Annotated in this window: 18 protein-coding genes; 9 read left to right on the forward strand and 9 right to left on the reverse strand. The window is 61.5% G+C overall.

The annotated features are described in order from the left end of the window. A complete protein-coding gene (locus NBH21_RS16365; RefSeq protein WP_250915313.1) occupies positions 1 to 1,116 on the forward strand; it encodes an ABC transporter permease in 1,116 nt (371 codons plus the stop codon). Between the two features lie 48 nt (positions 1,117 to 1,164). Here NBH21_RS16365 and NBH21_RS16370 read toward each other — a convergent pair whose 3' ends face one another. From NBH21_RS16370 to NBH21_RS16390, 5 genes are all read right to left on the reverse strand, one after another. Continuing rightward, entirely contained in the window at positions 1,165 to 2,160 is a 996-nt protein-coding gene (locus NBH21_RS16370; protein ID WP_250915314.1) for a P1 family peptidase, read from the reverse strand. 497 nt (positions 2,161 to 2,657) lie between these two features. After that, the gene (locus tag NBH21_RS16375) at positions 2,658 to 3,653 is read right to left on the reverse strand and encodes an isopenicillin N synthase family dioxygenase (protein WP_250915315.1); all 996 of its coding nucleotides are present in this window, start codon (positions 3,651 to 3,653) and stop codon (positions 2,658 to 2,660) included. 164 nt (positions 3,654 to 3,817) lie between these two features. Then, a complete protein-coding gene (locus tag NBH21_RS16380; protein WP_250915316.1) occupies positions 3,818 to 4,606 on the reverse strand; it encodes an ABC transporter permease in 789 nt (262 codons plus the stop codon). Positions 4,607 to 4,608: 2 nt separating this feature from the next. Beyond that, on the reverse strand, positions 4,609 to 5,391 hold the full coding sequence (locus NBH21_RS16385) for an ABC transporter ATP-binding protein (RefSeq protein ID WP_250915317.1): 783 nt from the start codon (positions 5,389 to 5,391) through the stop codon (positions 4,609 to 4,611). A gap of 9 nt (positions 5,392 to 5,400) precedes the next feature. Further along, the gene (locus tag NBH21_RS16390) at positions 5,401 to 6,396 is read right to left on the reverse strand and encodes an ABC transporter substrate-binding protein (RefSeq protein ID WP_250915318.1); all 996 of its coding nucleotides are present in this window, start codon (positions 6,394 to 6,396) and stop codon (positions 5,401 to 5,403) included. A gap of 459 nt (positions 6,397 to 6,855) precedes the next feature. Between NBH21_RS16390 and NBH21_RS16395 the strand changes: the two genes are divergently transcribed. Both NBH21_RS16395 and NBH21_RS16400 read left to right on the forward strand, forming a co-directional pair. Continuing rightward, positions 6,856 to 7,422: a DJ-1/PfpI family protein gene (locus tag NBH21_RS16395; RefSeq protein ID WP_163901066.1), complete on the forward strand. Its 567-nt coding sequence runs from the start codon at positions 6,856 to 6,858 to the stop codon at positions 7,420 to 7,422. Positions 7,423 to 7,577: 155 nt separating this feature from the next. Beyond that, positions 7,578 to 7,928: a ribbon-helix-helix domain-containing protein gene (locus NBH21_RS16400; RefSeq protein ID WP_163901064.1), complete on the forward strand. Its 351-nt coding sequence runs from the start codon at positions 7,578 to 7,580 to the stop codon at positions 7,926 to 7,928. Positions 7,929 to 8,039: 111 nt separating this feature from the next. On the opposite strand, the gene NBH21_RS16405 is transcribed toward NBH21_RS16400, so the two are convergent. The 3 genes from NBH21_RS16405 to NBH21_RS16415 all read right to left on the reverse strand — a co-directional run bounded on the left by NBH21_RS16405 (position 8,040) and on the right by NBH21_RS16415 (position 11,738). Continuing rightward, on the reverse strand, positions 8,040 to 8,957 hold the full coding sequence (locus tag NBH21_RS16405; RefSeq protein ID WP_250915319.1) for an ABC transporter permease: 918 nt from the start codon (positions 8,955 to 8,957) through the stop codon (positions 8,040 to 8,042). Further along, a complete protein-coding gene (locus tag NBH21_RS16410; RefSeq protein WP_250915320.1) occupies positions 8,950 to 9,960 on the reverse strand; it encodes an ABC transporter permease in 1,011 nt (336 codons plus the stop codon). The genes NBH21_RS16405 and NBH21_RS16410 overlap by 8 nt, the downstream gene beginning before the upstream one ends. Positions 9,961 to 10,031: 71 nt before the next feature. Beyond that, entirely contained in the window at positions 10,032 to 11,738 is a 1,707-nt protein-coding gene (locus tag NBH21_RS16415) for a peptide ABC transporter substrate-binding protein (RefSeq protein ID WP_250915321.1), read from the reverse strand. A gap of 321 nt (positions 11,739 to 12,059) precedes the next feature. On the opposite strand from NBH21_RS16415, the gene NBH21_RS16420 reads away from it, so the two are divergent. From NBH21_RS16420 to NBH21_RS16440, 5 genes are all read left to right on the forward strand, one after another. Beyond that, the gene (locus NBH21_RS16420; RefSeq protein WP_250915322.1) at positions 12,060 to 13,223 is read left to right on the forward strand and encodes a M20 aminoacylase family protein; all 1,164 of its coding nucleotides are present in this window, start codon (positions 12,060 to 12,062) and stop codon (positions 13,221 to 13,223) included. A 52-nt stretch (positions 13,224 to 13,275) separates the two neighbouring features. Further along, entirely contained in the window at positions 13,276 to 15,120 is a 1,845-nt protein-coding gene (locus tag NBH21_RS16425; protein WP_250915323.1) for an ABC transporter ATP-binding protein, read from the forward strand. Positions 15,121 to 15,217: 97 nt separating this feature from the next. Then, positions 15,218 to 15,877: an exopolysaccharide biosynthesis protein gene (locus NBH21_RS16430; protein ID WP_425340436.1), complete on the forward strand. Its 660-nt coding sequence runs from the start codon at positions 15,218 to 15,220 to the stop codon at positions 15,875 to 15,877. Positions 15,878 to 15,971: 94 nt separating this feature from the next. Beyond that, complete coding sequence (locus NBH21_RS16435) at positions 15,972 to 16,757, forward strand: carbon-nitrogen hydrolase family protein (RefSeq protein ID WP_250915324.1); 786 nt, start codon at positions 15,972 to 15,974, stop codon at positions 16,755 to 16,757. A gap of 163 nt (positions 16,758 to 16,920) precedes the next feature. Next, the gene (locus NBH21_RS16440) at positions 16,921 to 17,634 is read left to right on the forward strand and encodes a sulfate transporter family protein (protein WP_250915325.1); all 714 of its coding nucleotides are present in this window, start codon (positions 16,921 to 16,923) and stop codon (positions 17,632 to 17,634) included. 8 nt (positions 17,635 to 17,642) lie between these two features. Here the strand turns inward: NBH21_RS16440 and nth are convergent, their stop codons facing one another. Next, positions 17,643 to 18,428: an endonuclease III gene (gene nth / locus NBH21_RS16445; RefSeq protein ID WP_250915326.1), complete on the reverse strand. Its 786-nt coding sequence runs from the start codon at positions 18,426 to 18,428 to the stop codon at positions 17,643 to 17,645. A 22-nt stretch (positions 18,429 to 18,450) separates the two neighbouring features. Between nth and NBH21_RS16450 the strand changes: the two genes are divergently transcribed. Further along, entirely contained in the window at positions 18,451 to 18,948 is a 498-nt protein-coding gene (locus NBH21_RS16450; RefSeq protein ID WP_250915327.1) for a DUF2244 domain-containing protein, read from the forward strand. Positions 18,949 to 19,028 lie beyond the last annotated feature (80 nt).

Consider the following 19,028-nt stretch of genomic DNA (forward strand, 5'->3'; position numbering starts at 1 on the left):
ATGGATACGCTCTTTCGCATCGTCGCCCTGATCCGCAAGGAACTGCTCGCCATGCTCAAGGACCCGCGGGCGCGGTTCCTGCTGGTGTTGCCGCCTCTCCTGCAGAGCCTGATCTTCGGCTATGCCGCGACCTATGACCTGAACGACGTGCCCTATGCCGTGCTCGATCTCGATCACAGCGGCGCATCGCGAGAACTGATCGGGCATTTCGATGGCTCCGGCATCTTTCGCAGGGTGGCGACGCTCAGTAACGACACCGGTATCGCGCCGCAGATCGATGCGCAGCGGGCGGTGGTGGTTGTTGTCATCGAGGATGGTTTCGAGCGAAAGCTCAATGCCGGCGAGACGGCTTCGGTGCAGGCGATTGCCGACGGGCGCAACTCCAATACAGCCGGCACCGCGCAGGGCTATGTTTCGCAGATCGCGCAGAGGTTTGCGGAAGACTGGCGTGAGGACCACGGCATTTCCGCGCCGGGGCAGGTGAAACTGACGACCCGCGCGTGGTTCAATCCCAATCTCGAGACGCGCTGGAACATGATTACCTCCATGGTCGCGATGATCACCATGACGATGACCATGGTGCTGACATCGCTGTCTGTTGCGCGCGAGCGTGAGGAGGGGACGTTCGAACAGCTGCTGGTGACGCCTTTCCGGCCGGGCGAGGTGATGATCGGCAAGGCGATCCCGTCGATGATGGTGGGCCTGCTTCAATCGACCATCATCCTGCTGGTGGCGCAGTTCTGGTTCCGTATCCCGTTCGAAGGCAATTACTTCCTGCTCTATGCGGGTCTTGTGCTTTTCCTGACGGCAGTGGTCGGTGTCGGTCTTTTCTTGTCGGCTCTCGCGCTCACCATGCAGCAGGCGATGATATCTTCCTTCGTCACGATCATGCCGTTCACGCTGCTGTCGGGCATGACGACGCCGATCGAGAACATGCCGGATGTCCTGCAATATCTGACCCTCATCAACCCGCTGCGCTATGCGATCAGCATCGTGCATCAGGTCTATCTTGAAGGGGCGGGGTTGGCGGAGGTGAAATATGAATTCCTGGCGCTCGCGGCCATCGCCTCGGTCACGCTGCCGGTGTCTGCCTGGCTCTTCCGTCACAGGCTTTGAAGCTCTGATTCATCGCATCCTCTACCACATGGAACTGCCCGGTATGCTTCACCCGAAGCGGTCGCGCCATGCGGGTTGGGCATTTTCCACCGGAAGCGCGGTTGCCTCGTAGACGCCGCGGGCGATGGCGCGGGCCATGACGATGGTCGCCAGATGGCATAGCTCCATGAAACTGGCGAGATCGGTGAGTGGCCGGGCCCTTGTCGCTGCGGCAAAGATGGTGTCGCCATCGGCCGGAAGATGGGCGGGAAGAACCGCTCGGGCAAGGCCGTCATGGGCCATGATCGACAGGCGATGGGCCTGCGCCTTGGTGAGCACGGCATCGGTGACGACTGCGCCGATGGTGGTGGCGGTGAGATTGACGCCCTTTGCCCTCAAAGCGATGTCGGATGCGGTGAAATCTTGCGGCATGCCGTTGCCGCCGAACTCGCTGTCCTGTTCGAACGGGGCCGACCAGAAATGCCGGCCGGTGCCGATAGTGGCCGAACCCATGGCATTGACGGCGACGATGGCCGCGATCCGGTGGCCGCTCGATGTTTCCGCGCTGGCCGAGCCGAGGCCGCCCTTCACCGTTGCCGTCGTCGCGCCGGTGCCGGCTCCCACCGTTCCGAGTTCGAACGGGCCTTTCGCGGCGGCCTTGAAGGCTTCGTAGCCCATGTCGCGATAGGGTGATTGCAGTCCCCAGTCCTTGTTGCCGCCGTTCAGTAAATCCATGAGGATCGCCTGCGGCACGATCGGCACTCTGGTGTTGCCGACCTGAAAACCGCGTCCGATGGAGCGCAGGCCTGCCTGAACGCCGCCTGCTGCGTCGAGGCCGAAGGCGGAGCCACCGGAAAGCACCAGCGCGTCGACCGCCTCCACCACCATCGACGGATCGAGCAGCGCCGTTTCCCGCCCGCCCGGAGCGCCGCCGAGCACGGTGCCGGATGCGACCGCCGGTTCGTCGAAGACGATGGCTGTGACGCCGGAGCCGAGCGCAAGATCGGTGGTATGACCGACGGAAATGCCGTCGATGTCGGTGAGTAGATTGGTGAGGGCGGGCATGGGGAATTCTTCCTGTGATCGGCTGAGCCGAGGCTAGGCGGAAGAGGGCGGAGAGGCAAGGGGTGGGGCTTTCAGCCGCTGGCGCAATCGCCCCTCATCCGGTTGCCGCCACCTTCTCCCGGCAGGAGGCAGGGCAATCACATGAAGGCATGGGGCGATGGTTGGGGGCCCTCCCTTTTGTGGGGAGGGGGAGGGGTCTTCGCCCCGCAGCAAAACCCCTTCCGTCCGCGTCCTGCGGACCCCTCCCGACAAGGGGAGGGTTAGGAATGCCGCAACGCCGCACCTTCCATGTGCTCACCCCGCCGCAAGCGGGGAGAAGGACTGTGCGGCAACGCCTCTGCTCTTCCGGTCTGTCGGGGAAGAGGATCTGCTGCGGCATTTGCGTTCCCTCTCCCCGCTTGCGGGGAGAGGGTCAGGGTGAGAATCGTGAAGGCTGGGCTGTGCCGTCTACCCCTTCTCTGGAGAGAAGACGAGCTTTCGCCCCGAGCCGTCAGCCGTCACATGGTCTTGCCGCCGAAGTTGGCGGCGATGCGCATCTGCAGGTAGTCGTTGGCGGTCATCGGTTCGTACTTCTTCTCCGGGCCCTGGATCACGGCGTCGCAATTGGCCTGGCAGAAGAAGGCGAGCGAATAGCGCGGCCCGTGCGGCTCGTCCGGACGCGGCATGCGCACCCGGTGGAGCGTCGACTTCAGCTTGTCGTCGCTCCAGCGCATCAGCATATCGCCGATGTTGCAGGTGACGACGCCCGGAAGCGGCGGGATCGAGGTCCAGGTCTGGCTCTCGTATTCATGGCCGGGGCATACCTGCAGGCCGCCCTGACCGGGGCGCTGGTGCAGCAGCGTCAGGCAATCGTAATCGGTGTGGGCGCCGGCGCGCCATGCCTTGTAGTCCTCCGGCTTCGGATCGACGAGCGGCAGATAATGCAGGAGCCGCAGCGTGCTCTGATATTCCTTCGACGCGGGGTCATGCAGCGTGGTGAAGAAATCCTCCGGGAAGCCGAGCTTCAGGGCGAAGCAGGAGAGAACCTTCATGCCGAGTTCCCAGTTGACCCGCTCGAAGGCCAGCATCTTTTCCTTGAAATCCGGCAGTTCCTGCTCGCTCGGCCACAGCACGGCCATGCGGGGAAGAGTGATCTGGTAGCTTTCCTTCTGGTCCGCGGTGCCGGTGGAGGGGCGTACCTGCGCCTTGTACTCCCAGCCGGAATTGGTGCCTTTCAGCAGCGGATACTTGCCCTTCACCTCGGCCGGCAGGTCGAAGAAGCGGGCTTCGTATTCGAAGGCCTCGTCGATCTGTTCCTGCGGGATGCCATGGTTGACGAGCTGGAAGAAGCCGACCGTGGTTGCGGCTTCCCAGAGCTGGTCGGCGATCTCGGCCTTGCGGTTCTCGAAATCGCTCATGTCGATCTGGCGGATTTCGCGCTCGGCCTCGAGGCCTTCGCCGCCGACGGTGGTTTCCTTGTTCAGTTCTGCAAGGCCATAGGAATTAGCACTCATTTCAGTCTCCATAGAGGTTTGGGCGCCGGACCGTCCGGCGCCTTCCAAAAGGAGCAATGACCCGGCGCCCACAGAAACCCGTGGGGCGCTTGACTGCTTCTACTCCTGCCTCCGCCTCCGGCAGACCGGCCGGGGACGGAATTTCACGGCCGGCATCTGCCGGCTCACTGCCCCTTGGGAATGCTCCAGGGGAAGAAGACACGCTGTACCAGCGAGACGAGCTGGAACAGAATGAGCGACATCAGCACCAGCACCGAAAGTCCCGCCCAGGCCTGAGGCAGCTTGAAGAAGGACGTCGAGAACTGGATGAAGTAGCCGATCCCCTTTTCGGCCGCGACGAACTCGGCAACCACCGCGCCGATGACGGCGAGGGTTACCGATATCTTCAGTGCCGAGAAGATGTAGGGGATCGCATAGGGCAGCCTGATCTGGGTGATTTCCCGGTGGGTCGGCGCCTTGAGGCTCTTCGAAAGCTCGATCAGTTCGGGTGGCGTCGCCATCAGGCCGGTGGCCGTCGAAACGACCAGCGGGAAGAAGGTGATGAGACAGGTGATGACGATGCGCGGTGCGTCGCCCGAGCCGAGCACGACGATGATGATCGGCGCGACGGCGACGATCGGCGTGGACTGGACGACCACGAGGATCGGATAAAGCGCGTCCGACAGCATTTTCGAGCGGGTCAACATGACGGCGATGGGAAGCGCTATGGCGATCGACAGGAAATAGCCGATCAGCGCGACGCGCAGGGTTGCCCAGACATGTTCGATCCAGCGCTTGACCTCGATGTCACCGAAGCCCTCCATGACGATGCGCGAAGGGGCAGGCAGGATGAAGGAGGGTATGGCGAAGACGCGGGTCGAGGCTTCCCAGAGGATCAGGATCAGCAGGAAGGTTCCGGCCGGCAATACGCCCGGTATGTCCAGAAATCGGCGGAAGGCGGTCTGGTTGTTCACGGTCAGGCCTCCCTCTTCAAAAGCAGATTGCGCAGATAGCCCGAGTAATCCTGCATTGCCTTCGACCCCGTGGTCTCGACGCCGCGCGGGCGCGGGATATCGATGGCCAGATCTTCCGCGACCGTGCCCGGCCGGCCGCTCATCACCAGAACCCGGTCTGCGAGCAGTACGGCCTCGCTGATCGAGTGGGTGATGAAAAGAACGGTCTTGGGCTGGGATTCCCAGATGCGCAGGAGTTCGAAGCCCATTTCCTCGCGGGTCAGCGCGTCGAGTGCGGAGAAGGGTTCGTCCATCAGCAGGATATCGGGGTTGAGATGCAGGGCGCGGGCAATGCCCACACGCTGCTGCATGCCGCCGGAAAGTTCCGACGGAAGGCGCTTCTCGAAGCCGGCAAGGCCGACCTTGGCCAGCAGTTCGCGGGCGCGAACGCGATCTTCCGCCGAAACGCGCCCGGTCTTGTGACGGATCGGGAAAACGACGTTGTCCTCGATGGATGCCCAGGGCAGCAGCGTCGGCTTCTGGAAGACGATGCCGACATCGTCACGCGGTTCGGTGACGGGATGGCCGAACACATCGACCGAGCCGGAAGTCGGCGGAAGCAGGCCGGCGATCGAGCGCAGCAGGGTGGACTTGCCGCAGCCCGAGGGGCCGAGAACCGCCACGAACTGGTGGCGGCTCACGTCGAAGGTCACCGCCCGCAGCGCCTCGATCGGGCCTGAGGAGGTCTGGTAGACCTGCCCCATACCCTTGAACGACAAGGCGGGAGGAGAAAGGGAACTGGCCATCCGCGATGCTTACTCGGTGAGGAAGCTGCGATTGACGCTCTTTTCCGGATCGAGCGCCGTCGGATCGAGCTTCTGGGAGGCGGCGACGCGCTTCCAGGTTTCGGCAAGGCGCGCGGTTTCGAAGACGCCGAGGCCGTCCTTGTCCGTGACTTCGTTGAATTCGAGGACCATGGTGTCCTTGATCGCGCCCTTGACTACGTCGACAGGCAGTTCAGGCACGATCTTGTTGACCGAGACGGCGGCGTCATCCGGATTGGTCTTCACGTATTCCAGCGACTTCTTGAAGGCCTTGACGAAGCGCTTGGCGACATCAGGCCGCTCGGTGATGAACTTGTCGGAGGCGAGCAGCGAGGCGGAATAGAGATCGAGGCCGGCGGCGTACCACGGCATGATTTCCAGTTCCTTGCCGGCCTGTGCAGCCTGACCGTTGAAGATCGAGACGTTGGTCATCCATGCGATGATGACGTCGGTCGCGCCGGTCATCAGCATCGGGCCGAGAGCGCCGGGATCGGCCTTGGTCAGGGTGATGTCGGATTCTGCGAGGCCCTTGTCGGCGAGAACGAGCGGCAGGAAGACGTTGGAAGAGGTGAAGGGCGAGGTGGCAACCTTCTTGCCCTTGACGTCCTCGATCTTGGAGATGCCGCTGTCCTTCAGCGCGAAGAAGGCATGCGGTCCCTTGTTGAAGATCGACATGATGCCGGTGACGGCAACCTTTTCAGTAACCTGGGCGGCCATGAGCGCGCCGATATCTGCCGAACCGACATCGGAGGTGCCGGCGGCCAGACGGGTGATCGCTTCGGTGGAGCCGCGGCCCGGCTCTACCTTGATCTCGATGCCTTCCTCGGCACAGAAGCCCTTGTCGATGCACACGTAGATCGGCGCCTTGTCGCCGCCCGGCAGCCAGTCGAGCTGGAAGACCACGGTGTCGGCGGCGGAAGCCGAGCCGGCGAGCAGCGTTGCGAAAAGCGAGACGTAAAAACGTTTGGCAAAGCGGGCTTTGGTCATTCCTGAATTTTCTCCTGTGCTCACGGGGCCTTCGATCCTGCGCCTTGCGACGCCAGGGGGCTCTATGGTTCGTTGGGATTGGGCGATGCGATGTGAAGCGGCATTTTTCCGGCGAAAAGCAAAAGGTCTCTCACTCGAGCAATGTCCCAGGCACCGGGCCCTGACCGCTTCTACTCGCCCGTTTCTCGTTGCATGTTCCGTGCCAGATCGGATTTCCCGGCAGTTTCGGGGGAGTTCGTCATGGTGACGAAAAATGGAGACTGCACATTGAGCAAACGGGGCCTGCTACCGAACGTTTTTGCTTAGTTTGTATGCATTATAATCGATGCTTGTTGTTTCGGCATTTCTGCCTTGGCGTGAAGGCCAGCGTCAAAATCCGCTTCTGTAGTATTGTGATAATACCCGCCGGTTTCCGATCTTTGTTAGCGTCCGCCCGACATATCTGAAAGGGAGGATGACATGTCGAAGAAGATCCTGATGATCGTCGGTGATTTCGCTGAGGACTATGAAACCATGGTGCCGTTCCAGACGCTGCTTGCCGTCGGGCACACGGTTCATGCTGCCTGCCCCGGCAAGAAGGCCGGCCAGTCGATCGCTACCGCCATTCACGATTTCGAGGGTGACCAGACCTATAGCGAAAAGCGCGGTCACAACTTCGCGCTCAACGCCACCTTCGCCGATATCAAGGCTGCCGATTACGATGCGCTGGTGATCCCGGGTGGCCGCGCGCCGGAATATCTGCGCCTCAATCCTGACGTCATCGCCGCCGTGAAGCACTTCTTCGATGCCGACAAGCCGGTGGCCGCCGTTTGCCACGGCGCGCAGATCCTTGCCGCCGCCGGCGTTCTGTCCGGCCGCACCTGCTCGGCCTATCCGGCCTGCCGTCCCGAAGTCGAGCTTGCCGGCGGCAAATATGCCGAGATCGCCATCGATGCCGCCGTGACCGACGGCAAGCTGGTGACGGCGCCCGCCTGGCCGGCGCATCCGGCATGGCTTTCGCAGTTTATGGCCGTTCTTGCCGCCTGATATTAATCCGGACAAACGAGGCGGTGGGGGGCTTCAAACGCTCGCCGTTTCGTATCGGCCTGTTGATTGACGCATAGGCCCGAAAATAGATTCCGCTTTTCGGGCCTATGCGCTAGGTTCGGGTTGTCGGAGGACATGGCACATCGGGAGGAAACATGTGCAAGCTCTTCATTCAGGCGGATCCCAATCTCTGGGAGAGCCATACCAAGTCGATGCGTATCGACGGCATGGTCACCAGCGTGCGGCTGGAAAACTTCTTCTGGATGACGCTGGAAGAGATCGGCCGGCGTGACCGCATGACGGTTATCCAGCTCATCGCCAAGCTCTACAATGAATCGATCGATGCCGGACATGACCTCGGCAACTTCACGTCGTTCCTGCGCGTGTGCTGCGGACGTTACCTTGCCCTACAGCTTTCCGGCGATATTCCCGACAATACCGATCTGCCGATTTCCTCGCTGGATGCCGACAGCATCCTGAATGCGGAGCAGGCCAAGTATCACTGACATCCATCGACTGCCGCAGGGGGTGGACGCGGTCCTGTCCCTCGTCTTGATTGCCTCAAGAGAAAGGGCGCCGAAGCGCCCTTTTCGTTGTCTGATTGGCTTCCGGCGGTTCTACCGTTTCAGCATTCTCGGATCGAGCGCGTCGCGGATGGCGTCGCCGATATAGTTGACGCTCAACACCGTGAGCGAGATCGCCAGCCCCGGCCAGAGTACACGGGACGGGTTGATCTGCAGGAAGTTGGCGCCGTCATAGAGCAGGCGTCCCCAGGTCGGGAAGTCCGAAGGGAAGCCGAGGCCGAGGAAGGAAAGCGCCGATTCCGTGATGATGGCTGAAGCTATGCCAAGGGTTGCCGATACCATGATCGAGCTCATGACATTGGGCAGGATGTGCTTGAGGATCACCCGGTATTCATGCATGCCGCTCGACTTGGCGGCGAGGATGAATTCCTGGCTTTTAACCGCCAGCACGTCGCCGCGCACGATGCGGGCGGTGTGCATCCAGCTGGTGATGCCGATGACGAAGACGATCAGGATGAAGATCCCGGTCTCGGGCCCGAAGGCTGCCCTCAACGTATCTCGAAAGAGCATGATGATGACGAGCAGTAAGGGCAGCAACGGCAGCGCGAGAAAGAGGTCGGTCAGGCGCATCAGCGGTCCGTCGATCCGCTTCATGTAACCCGCGAGAACCCCGACCAGGGTTCCGAGCAACAGCGACAGCAGCATGGCCGTGATGCCGACGGCGAGCGAGATCTGCCCGCCGGCAAGAACCTGGGCTAGCATGTCGTGGCCGAGATTGTCCGTGCCGAAGGGATGGGCGAAGGATGGTCCCTGGTTCTTCGCCCTGATGTCGATCTTGTTCGGATCGATCGTGTGGATGAAGGGGCCGAGATAGACCGCGATGACGATGAAGCCGAAGACCACAAGGCCGGCGACGCCGCCGGGATGGGCGCGGAACTGATGCCAGAGATCGGTAAGCGGAGAACTCTTCTTCTCCGTCGTGGGAGCGATTGCGATGGTGGTGTCAGTCATAGCGGATCCTCGGATCAAGGATGCCGTAGAGAACGTCGGCAATCAGGTTGAAGAACACGATCAGGAAGGCGAAGATGAAGGTCAGCGTCTGGACCAGCGGAATATCCGCTCCCTGGATCGCTGTGATCAGAAGCTGTCCGAGGCCATTCACCCGGAAGATCTGTTCAGTGATGATGGCGCCCGAGAAGATCGTCGGCACGCCGAGCGCGATGACGGTGACGACCGGGATCAGGCTGTTGCGCAGCACATGCACCAGCAGCACGACCTTTTCCTTCACGCCCTTGGCGCGGGCGGTTCGGACATAATCCTGATGCAGGTTGTCGAGCATGGAGGCCCGCACGAAGCGGCTGATCTGTGAGGTGTTGTAGAGCGTCAGCACGAGCACCGGCAGGAACATCTGCCTGACCTGAGCGAGGAAACTCGACCAGTCGTTGACCACGAGGTTGGTGTCGTAGATCGACGGAAACCATTGCAGGTAAGAACTGAACACGACGATCAGCAGTACGCCGGTGAAGAAGGTCGGAACCGAATAGCCGACCATCGAGACGAAGGTGCCGATCTGGTCGAACAGCGAATATTGCTTGTAGGCCGAGACGACGCCGATCGGGATCGCCAGCATGACGCCGAACAGATAGGAAAGGCCGACGACCCAGAGCGTTTGCGGCAGGCGTTGGACGATCAGGTCGACCACCGGGCTGCGGGTCGCCCATGACAGCACGCGCAGGCGGTTGCCGTCGCCGACGGTTATGCCGGTGATCTGTTCGAAGATATTGAGCGGTTCATTGATGAAAAATTGCTGCAGCCATTTCAGATAGCGGATGAAGAAGGGCTGATCGATGCCCATTGCTTCCCTGATCTGTGCGCGAACCTCGGGAGGAATGGTCAGAGGCAGGTCGCTTAGCGGATCGCTCGGCGCAAGGTCGAGCAGGGCGAAGATGATGAAGCTGATGACCAGCAATGTCGGGATCGCAAACAGCAATCGCCGAATGGTGAAGGTGAACATCGGTTGGTCCCCAGACTGTCACGAAGAAAATGATTTCGCCGGGCCGAAGGGTCGGCCCGGCGAAATGGCACTTACTTCTTGCGCGACCAGTCGGCGACGTTCCAGAGTTCGCTGTCCCAGGCGTTCATCTTGACGCCCTCGAGAGTGACCGAATGGGACGAGACGTTGCCGCGGTGAATGAGCGGGATCTGCGCCACGTCGTTGGTCAGCATGTCGTTGAGCTTCTTGGCGATGACGGCACGGTCCTCGAGCTTGGAGGTCTTGCCGAGCTGGACGACGAGCTTGTCGTATTCCGGGTTGCAGTAGCGGACGATGTTTTCACCCTGCCAGCCGGTCGCCGGGCTCGGGATCTTGTCGCACATCCAGCCGGCCATGTACTTCTCCGGGTCGGTGCCGTCGAAGTTGTTGGTGTACATCTGCACGTCGGCATAGAATTTCTGGAAGGTATCCGGGCTTGCCGGATCGCCGCCGAAGAAGACGGAGGCCGCGACGTTGCGCAGTTCTACCTGCACACCGATCTGGGACCACATGTCCTTCACCAGCGCCTGGGTTGCCTGGCGCACGGAGTTGGTCGAGGTCTGGTAAAGGAAGGAGAGCTTCGTGCCGCCTTTGGCGCGAATGCCGTCCGAACCCTTCACCCAGCCGGCGTCGTCGAGCAGCTTGTTGGCGGCGTCGAGATCCTGCTTCAGGCACCAGTCGACATCCGTGGACTTGTAGATATCCGGAGCAGGCAGGATGTTGCAGGTCGGTTGGCCGGCTTCGCCGTAGCCCGTCTCGTCGATGACGTCGCGGTCGATGGCAAGCGACAGGGCCTTCTTGACGGCCGGATCGGAGAGGGCCGGATGCGGACCTGCTTCCTTGGTAGAGCGCTTGTCGCCGAGCGAGGGATCGACAGCATAGGGGTTGATGTCGATACGCTCGACCTGGGTGCCGAAGGCGGTGACGAGCACGCCCTTGCCGGCGGCGGCCATGGTCGCGAGAATTTCAGGCTCCACCTGCATGTTCCAGGCGTAGTCGTATTCGCCGGTTTCCAGAACGGCGCGGGCCGCCGATGCCGCATCGCCGCCGCCCTTGATGGTGGCGGTGGCGAAAGCCGGCTTGGCCGGATCGCGGTAGTTCGGGTTGGCTTCGAAGGTGATGACGTCGTTCGGCTTGAATTCCTTCACCTTGAACGGGCCGGTGCCGATCGGGCCGAAGTTGGCGGAAGTGCATTCCGGAGCCTTGGCGCCGAGGCAGTCCTTGAACTGGGCCGCCTGGATGATCGGCGACTGGGCGCCGACGAAGGCGCTGTAGGGATAGGGCTTCGGCTCGGCGAAGGAGACCTTGATGGTGGAGGCGTCGATTGCCTCGACGCTGGTCACGCCTTCGTAATAGGCGGCCTGGGCGCAGCCGCCATCCGGGGCAGTGCAATACTTCCAGGTGAAGATCGCGTCGTCGGCTGTGACCGGCGTGCCGTCAGACCACTTGAGATCGGGCTTCAGCTTCCAGGTGATGCTTTTCAGGTCGGCGGATACGCCGCCGTTCTCGACGGTCGGGATTTCGGAGGCGAGCATCGGCACGAGCGCGCCGGTTTCGTCGTAACGCGCCAGCGGTTCGATGACCATCGAGGCGCCGTAGACTTCCTTGGTGCCGCCGGAGAGATAGGGGTTGAGGGTGGAAATCGCCTGCCAGAAGAGAATTTTCAGCTCGCCGTCCGAGCCTCGCTCGGCCATCGCCGGCGCTGCCGAAAAGGCAAGTGCCGCTACCGATGCCGCCAATGCAATACGAAGTCTGTTCATATGCTGTTCCCCTATTTTTTTGTTGGAGCTGTATGAAACATTTATCCGCGGGAGAGTTCCCGGCTCTCCGGGATGGTCAAGGTCAGACGCGTTTTATCTCTCTGACCCTGTTTGCTAATTTTGATTTGCAGGCCTCCACTCGAATACTGGACCCACACCTGACGGTTGTTGCAGCTGGCGGGCCTGATCAAAATTTGAGCCATCTAAGCATAGGCCTATTTTCCGTTCAAGGCGGAAAATTGCAGCTTGCAAAGGCGCTTTAAGGCAGCGCAGTATGGTTGCACAAAAACGTGGGAACTGAATAAAAAACGAGGAAAAACAATGCCCGTGCTCAATCGCGCCAGCGAGTTGCAGCAGGAGGTGGCCGGTTGGCGGCGCCACCTGCATGAGAATCCGGAACTGTTGTTCGATGTCTACGACACCTCGGCTTTCGTGGCTGAGAAGCTGAAGGAATTCGGGTGCGACTCGGTCCAGACGGGAATCGGGCGCACCGGCGTCGTAGGCATCATCAAGGGCAGTCGCGGAAGCGGACCGGTCGTCGGCTTTCGCGCCGACATGGACGCGCTGCCAATCTACGAGACGAGCGGTCGCGAATGGTCTTCCAAGACACCGGGCAAGATGCATGCCTGCGGCCATGACGGGCATACGGCGATGCTGCTGGGTGCTGCGAAGTATCTGGCCGAGACCCGCAATTTCCGCGGTTCCATCGCGGTGATCTTCCAGCCGGCGGAAGAGGGCGGCGGCGGTGGTCTCGAAATGGTCAATGACGGCATGATGGAGACATTCGGCATCTCCCAAGTTTACGGCATGCACAATGCGCCGGGCCTGCCGGTCGGTCATTTCGCCACCCGCAACGGATCGGTGATGGCGGCTGCCGACGAATTCGAGATCATCGTCCATGGACGCGGCGGGCATGCCGCCCAGCCCCACACGACGATCGATCCTGTGCTCGTCTCTTCCCATCTAGTGATCGCGCTCCAGGCAATTGCCTCGCGCGAGGTGGACCCGCTGAAATCCGTCGTCGTCACCGTCGCGACGGTGCATGGCGGGGAGGCTTCCAACGTGATCGCCAATACCGTCAAGCTCTCGGGGACCGTGCGCACGCTGTTGCCTGAGACGCGCGACTATGCGGAAAAGCGGCTCGGAGAGATTGCGCGCGGCATTGCCGGAAGCTTCGGGGCGAGCGTCGACGTGCATTATCGCCGCGGTTATCCCGTCACCTTCAATCACGCCGACGAGACCGAATTCGCGCTTGGCATCATGCGCAAGGTGGCCGGCGAGAAGGCTGTCGAGGGCAACATGCCGCCTTTGATGGGGGCGGAGGATTTCTCCTATATGCTGGAGGCCCGGCCGGGCGCCTTCGTCTTCATCGGCAATGGCGACAGCGCCAATCTTCACCATTCCGCCTATGACTTCAACGACGAGGCGATCCCCTACGGCATCAGCTATTGGGTCACCCTTGCGGAAAATGCGCTCGCCGCCTGATTTCAGGACGGCGTGTGCTTTCGATATCAATCGTCGTGAAACGGAGTGCGTAATGGTGAATGCCACGAATGACGTCAATCCGCAGGCAGGCAATGCAGTCCCCGTCCTTTCCGTGAAGGGGCTTACGACATCTTTCAGGATCGGCGATGAGTGGCGCTCCGTCGTGCGCAACATGAGCTTCGATATCGCGCCGAAGGAAACGGTGGCGATCGTCGGAGAATCGGGGTCGGGGAAGAGCGTGACATCGCTTTCTGTCATGCGGTTGCTGCCGAAGAATTCGAGCCGCATCGAGGGCAGCATCCAACTCAACGGCCGGGAATTGCTGACGCTCGACAACGAATCCATGCGCAGGGTCCGTGGCAACGATATCTCGATGATCTTCCAGGAGCCGATGACCAGCCTCAATCCGATCTTCCCGATCGGCAAGCAGATTGCCGAGGCGATCACCTGCCATCGCGACATCTCGGCGGCGGAGGCGAAGGCCGAAGTGCTGCATCTTCTGGAGAAGGTCCGCATCCCGAACGCCAAGGGCCGCTTTGACGACTATCCGCACCAGTTTTCGGGCGGCATGCGTCAGCGCGTGATGATCGCCATGGCGCTGGCCTCGAAACCGAAGCTCCTGATTGCCGACGAGCCCACCACCGCGCTCGACGTGACGATCCAGGGACAGATCCTCGACCTCATCAAACTCCTGCAGGAAGAGGAGGGCATGTCGGTTCTCTTCATCACCCACGACATGGGCGTCGTGGCGGAGGTTTCCGACCGCACGATCGTGATGTTCCGCGGCGAGGCGGTGGAAACCGGCACGACGGACGATATCTTCAACCGCGGCAAGCATCCCTATACGCGGGCGCTGCTTTCGGCCGTGCCGAAGCTCGGATCGATGGGCGGGCGCGAGCGCCCGATGCGTTTTCCGGTGATCGATATCTCGACCGGGCAGACCACCACGCCGGAAACGGAAGCTGGAGGTGTCGACGAGCGCAAGCGGCCGCTGCTGGAGGTGAAGAACCTGACGACGCGGTTCGATATTCGCTCGGGGCTTCTCGGCCGCAAGAGCGGCGCCGTTCATGCGGTGGAAAACGTCTCCTTCGATCTGAGGGAAGGGGAAACGCTGTCTCTCGTCGGGGAATCCGGCTGCGGCAAGTCGACGACCGGGCGTTCGATCACGCGGCTCGTGGAGCCGACGGCCGGCCAGATCTCGCTCGACGGTTATGACGTCGTGCGGCTGGATCGCGGTTCGCTGCGCAAGATGCGGCGAAGTATCCAGATGGTGTTCCAGGACCCCTTCGCCAGCCTCGATCCGCGCATGAGCGTCGGTTCGGCGGTGATGGAGCCTTTCATCGAGCACGGACTCGGGAGCAAGGCACAGGCGCGGGAAAAGGCGGCGAGCCTTCTGGAGCGCGTGGGGCTGAAGGCCGACATGATGCGGCGTTATCCGCACGAGTTCTCCGGCGGGCAGCGCCAGCGAATCGCGATTGCCCGCTCGCTGATGCTCGATCCCAAGGTGATCGTTGCGGATGAGGCGGTGTCTGCCCTCGATGTGTCGATCAAGGCGCAGGTGTGCAATCTGCTGCTCGACCTGCAGCAGAGCTTCAACCTCGCCTATCTCTTCATTTCCCACGACATGGCCGTGGTGGAGCGCGTGTCGCATCGCGTCGCGGTCATGTATCTCGGCGAGATCGTCGAGATCGGGCCGAGGCAGGCCGTCTTCGAGAACCCGCAGCATCCCTATACCCGCAAGTTGATGGCGGCGGTGCCAGTGCCGGATCCCGCTCGACGAAACGTGAAGAGAAACCTCTCGACGGATGAGATCAAAAGCCCTGTCCGGCCCGTCGGTTTCGTTCCGCCGCAGCGGCAGTATCGCGAGGTGTCGGCCGGTCATCTCGTTCAGGTCTGATCGCGGCCCGGTTGGGATTTTCCATCAAACTACCGTCATTGTCTGCGGTTAAGGCGATACTACATAGGGTACCGGTGTCGTTCGGCAGGGAGTTGGAATGGGCGAGATGCTTGGGGATGAGGCCGACCTCGCCGCAGATGGCGGCGAGCGGAAACGCGGCGGTCGCCTGTCCGAAATCCTCGCCAGCCTCGCAGAGGACACCAGCCGGGAGCGCGTCTCGGTAGCCGATATCTTTCAGGCGATGGGCGACCGTGCCTTCGGTGCCCTGATCCTGATCTTCGCGCTGCCGAACATTATACCCTCGCCGCCGGGAACATCGGCGCTGACAGGCGCGCCGCTGGTCTTTCTGTCCGCGCAACTCATGCTCGGTCAGTCGCCCTGGCTGCCGAAGCTGATTGCCAACAGGTCCGTCGCACAGTCCGATTTTTCCGCCATCGCCAGCCGTGTCTCGCCATGGCTTGCCCGCGGCGAAAGGATGCTGCGGCCGCGGCTCGGTTTCCTGATCTATCCGCCGGCCGAATACCTGATCGGCTTCCTGTGCCTGATCCTCTCGATCATCCTGATCCTGCCGATACCGCTTGGAAACATTCTTCCGGCCATCGCGATCTGTCTGTTTTCCTTCGGTATCCTCGAGCGTGACGGTCTCTGCGTGCTGCTCGGCATGGTGATGTTCGCCGTTTCCGTGACCGTGGTGGCCGGCGTGCTGTTCGCCCTGATCAAGGGCGTGATCCTGCTTCTGACGACCATACTCTTCTGAGGCGGCAAAGCTGTCGGCATGCGTCCGGCGCTTTGCAAAGCGTCGCGCGCTGGCCTATCTTCCGTCCGTCGCAATGCCGTTTCAGGAATTTCCCATGCTGATTTCGCTTTTCCAGATGCAACCCGTTTCCGGCGATATAGCCGAGAACCTCATGAAGATCGCAAGGGCGGCCGAAGCCGCTTCCGACATGGGGGCCGACCTTCTGGTGACGCCTGAGCTTTCGACAAGCGGCTATGCGCTGGGAGAACTCTTTGACGAAATCGCTGAGACGCGGGATGGCGCGTTGATCGATGCTCTCGCCGATATCGCCGGGACTTTCGAACTGGCCATCTGCGCCGGCTTTCCCGAGCGCGAGGGCGATGCCGTCTATAATTCCGCGGTGTTGATGCGACCGGACGGCAGCCGCGAATTCTATCGTAAGGGGCATCTCTACGGCGATGCGGAGCGGGCGGCGTTTACCCCCGGAAACGATATCCCGCATGTCTTCGACCTTTGCGGCATGAAGACCTCCATGCTGATCTGCTATGACGTGGAATTTCCCGAATATGTGCGCAGCGTGGCGCTGGCAGGCGCCGAACTCGTACTGGTGCCGACCGCGCTTCCGGCCGGTGTCATCAGCCGGCGTGTCGCGGATACCGTCGTGCCGACGCGCGCCTTCGAAAACGGGGTCTTCATCGTCTATTCCGACCTCTGCGGCTCGGAGAATTCGGCGGAATATTGCGGCCGCTCGGTGATCGTCGGTCCCGATGGCGATGACCTTGCCCGCGCTGGCGCAAGGGAAGCGCTGCTGGTGGCGGAGGTCGAGCCATCGGCCTATGACGAATGCCGCGAACAGAACCCCTATCTGGCGGAGCGGCGCTCGGAACTCTATCGCCTCTGAGGCTGGAGCGCAGCGACGGAACCCGGTAGCGAGAAAGTTTCCCGGAGCAGGCTTCGTGATCTGCTTTTCCTGAACGCGCTTCCGATTATCGGGCGATGCGACGGAAAGGCTTGTGGCGTGTCCCGCCCCTTCCTACATCGGAACAGGCTTCACGGAGATGTGCATGATTATCGAAGCGGCCCGTCTGGCCCTCAACAATCTCTTCGCTCCCGAGACACGCAAGGTCTTCTGGAAGGTGATCGGGCTTACCGTCCTCGTCCTTGTCGGCCTTTGGGTGGCGGTGCGCGAGAGTTTCATCGCCTATGTCATGCCGTGGATCGACGGCTTTCTTCCCGGCATGCCGGACTGGGCCGGCTGGCTCGGCTTCGTGTTCGGCATTTTTGCGAGCATCGGGCTGGCGCTGGCGCTTGCCCTTTTGCTTTCCTCGGTGACCGCGATTATCGCCGGTCTCTTCCTCGACGATGTGGCCGAGGTGATCGAGAAGCAACACTATCCTGAGGATGCGCCGGGTGTGGCCATGCCGCTTAGCGATGCCATCCTGTCGTCGCTGAAGTTCTTCGGCGTGGTGGTGCTCGGCAATATCGTGGCGCTGATCCTGCTCTTCGTTCCGGGTGTGAACCTGATCGCCTTCTTTCTGGTGAACGGCTATCTGCTCGGCCGGGAATTCTTCGAATTCGCCGCCATGCGCTTTCGCTCGCCGCAGGAGGCGCGTTTGTTCCGGGCAAAGAACTCCTCGACCGTCTTCATCGGCGGGCTGGTGATTGCCGGCTTTCTCGCCATCCCGATCGTCAACCTGCTGACGCCGCTTTTTGCCGCGTCGATGATGGTGCATCTGCACAAGTTGCTGAGCCGCCGCGATGCGGGTTTCCGGGGGTAGCGGACGCCTTACTCTTCTTCCGCCGCCCCGATTATCTGTTGCGGCAATTCCACCAGTGGAGCCGGCACGTCGCAGGTCTTTTCCCCTGATTTGCAGATGTCGGCGATGACGCAGCGCTCGCATTCGGGGCGCCGAGCCTTGCAACAGTAACGCCCGTGCAGGATCAGCCAGTGGTGAGCGTGATAGAGATAGTGTTTCGGGATGACCCTGAGCAGCTTGTCTTCCACCTCGTCCGGGGTCTTGCCGGGGGCAAGGCGAATGCGGTTGGCGATGCGCAGGATGTGGGTATCGACGGCGATCGTCGGAATACCGAAAGCCATGGACATCACCACATTGGCGGTCTTGCGGCCGACGCCGGGCAGGGTGACCAGTTCCTCGCGGGTTTTCGGCACCTCGCCGCCATAGACATCGACCAGACGCTGCGAGAGCGCGATCACGTTCTTGGCCTTGTTGCGGTAGAGGCCGATGGTCTTGATGTAGTCACGGACCTTTTCTTCGCCGAGATCGAGCATTTTCTGCGGCGTGTCCGCCACCTTGAAGAGGGCGCGCGTCGCCTTGTTGACGCCGGCATCCGTCGCCTGCGCGGAAAGGGCGACCGCGACGACGAGCGTGAAGGGATTGACGTGTTCAAGCTCCCCCTTAGGCTCGGGACGCTGGATAGAAAAGCGCCGGAAGATTTCTTCCAGTTCCGCGCGGCTATAGGCGCTGCGGAAGGCTGGCGCCTTGCGTTTCGCCCCGCCCGGATTTGACTTTTTCAAAGTTTGAGTGCTGGATTTCTTGATCGGACTCGTCATGGACAATCTATAGTCGGGTGGAATGACCGAAGGCAATGTGAACAGCACCGCCGAGCAGCCGATATTCGCTGCCGAACTTATCCCCTATCGCTCGCTTGGCCGAAAGGGGTTTCGCATCCTGCTGGTTCTGACCGGGGCGATCTGCTGCATTCATGCGATCTTCTTCACCGTGACCGGCGCCTGGCCGATCGCCTTCTTCTTCGGGCTGGATTTCCTGCTGCTATACGGCGCCTTCTGGTTCAACTACCGCTCGGCCCGCGCGCGCGAGGAAGTCACGGTTTCGCGCACCAGCCTGTCGATCCGCAAGTACACGCCGTCTGGCCGCGTGACCGAACATCGCTTCAATCCGTTCTGGGCGCGTTTCTTTGTGCGCCGGCATGACGAGATCGGCATCGTTTCCATGCATGTGGTGGGCGAGGGGCGACGTACCGACATCGGTTCCTTCCTCAATCCGGACGACCGGGAGAGTTTCGCGCGGGCCTTCAAGGGGGCGCTCGCGACGGTGAAGCGGCGCATCTGATGCGCAAGACCTTATGGCCGCGCAAGAAACGGGTGGCATCCGTCGCGTGGCCGTGGTGAAGTTTTCCTCAAGATGAGGAT

The organism is Ciceribacter sichuanensis (genome assembly GCF_024055605.1).
Classification (GTDB): domain Bacteria; phylum Pseudomonadota; class Alphaproteobacteria; order Rhizobiales; family Rhizobiaceae; genus Allorhizobium; species Allorhizobium sichuanense.